We start from the raw sequence: 1,734 nt of genomic DNA, 5'->3' as shown, positions 1-1,734 counted from the left end.
TCGCCAGACAAACCAGTTCCGGCCGCGCCCAAAACGGTGCGCGAAAAGGCCGTGGTGGCGGCGACCGTCGTCCTTGGCAGCGGCCAGATCGCCATTGCGCCAAATCTTGTCACGGTGACGCGCGGCGCCGAAAGCGTCGTCTTCGACATTGCCAAGGACAGGTCTGTCACGCCGCGCACACCGCTGCCTGACTGGATAGAGCAACGCAAGCCAGGTTCGACAGCCTATGTCTCGTTCGGATTTTTGGGCCGCGCTGAAGTGCAAAATGACGAGGTGATCGCCTGGAGGCGGTTTTTTGGTTGGGCGAATTTTGTGTTTGACACGAATTCGCCATTCTGGGGAAAATCGTTTGGCGAGGTCGCTTCATTGATCGTCTCCGGAGAACGCATCGATCCGTCGAGGTCAAACGCAGCGCTTGCCTGGGACAACATCCTCTACAATGCCGAGTGGCAACACGGCGACGTGTGGCTGAAGCTTCTGCAAACCATCGTCATGGCTTTTGTCGGCACAGTGTTGGCCTCGGTCGTCGCCTTTCCGCTCGCCTTCCTGGCTGCGCGCAACATCACGCCGAACTGGTTGACCAACCAGGCGACAAAACGCTTCTTCGACTTCCTGCGGTCTGTCGACATGCTGATCTGGGCGCTGTTCTTCACCCGCGGCTTTGGTCCGGGGCCGCTGGCCGGCATGTCGGCGATCTTCTTCACCGATACCGGAACCCTGGGCAAGCTCTATTCCGAGGCGCTGGAAAACATCGACGACAAGCAGCGCGAAGGCATCCGCTCGGTGGGCGCCACACCAACAATGGTGCAACGCTACGGCGTGCTGCCTCAGGTTCTGCCAGTGTTCCTTAGCCAATCCCTCTATTTCTGGGAATCGAACACCCGCTCGGCGACAATCATCGGCGCCGTCGGTGCCGGCGGCATCGGTCTGAAATTATGGGAAGCCATGCGCACCGGCACCAACTGGGCCAATGTTTTCTACATGGTGCTGTTGATCCTGATTGTCGTTTTTGTCTTCGACAATATCTCCAACTATCTCCGCCGCAAACTGATGGGGACCGTCGGAAACGGCAACGACGAGCGCGCGCGGGGCGCCTCCGCCCGCCTGCTGCCGGCGGCTTAGACCACGATCCTGAATCGAAGGTCGACGAAGCAAAGGTGGTACCGGTTTTGCTTCGCCGACCTTCGGCTCGCGTCTCAGGCGCCGGCCCTCTTCCACCCGTTCCTGATATGCTTATACCCATCCCGATAAACCGCTTCAGGGCTCTCGGAAAAATCGCGCCACACCTTCGTTGCCGCCGCCAAATCCTTGAGCGAACGGCCGAACGCCTCGATCGTCAGCCAGTCGTCATAGCCGCTCTTGCGGATGGCGGAAAACGTTTCGGTCCAGGGAATGTTGCCGCGCCCCGGCACGCCGCGATCATTCTCCGAAATATGGATATGCACGACATTCCTGCGGTGTTTCGTGTAGGCGCCGATCGGGTCGGCCTCCTCGATATTGGCGTGGAAGGTGTCGTACATCGCCTTGATGTGCGGCCGGTCGATGGCGTCGATATGCTCCGACAAATCCGCCATCGTGTTGAGGAGATAGCATTCGAAGCGGTTCAGCGCCTCGAGCCCGATGGTGACGCCCTTGTTGCCGGCATGGTCGCCGATCGCGCGTTGCGAGGCGACGGAGCGCTTTTTCTCGGCAGAGGTCGGTCCGGAGCCGGAAAACGACCCGAGCGTCGAATGC

The 1,734-nt window shown here is 60.0% G+C and carries 2 protein-coding genes; one reads left to right on the top strand and one right to left on the bottom strand.

Annotated elements, in window-relative coordinates:
• On the top strand, nucleotides 1–1,122 hold a 1,122-nt coding region (gene phnE, locus EN939_RS32900; RefSeq protein WP_127271663.1), incomplete at its 5' end, for a phosphonate ABC transporter, permease protein PhnE.
• A 74-nt stretch (nucleotides 1,123–1,196) separates the two neighbouring features.
• On the opposite strand, the gene EN939_RS32895 is transcribed toward phnE, so the two are convergent.
• Nucleotides 1,197–1,734, bottom strand: a 538-nt coding sequence (locus EN939_RS32895; protein WP_164751454.1) for a sugar phosphate isomerase/epimerase family protein, incomplete at its 5' end; no start/stop codon positions are given.

Origin of the sequence: Mesorhizobium sp. M7A.F.Ca.CA.002.05.1.1, assembly GCF_003998335.1 — a bacterium.
Lineage (GTDB): Bacteria > Pseudomonadota > Alphaproteobacteria > Rhizobiales > Rhizobiaceae > Mesorhizobium.
This window is presented reverse-complemented; position numbering and strand designations above follow the sequence as displayed.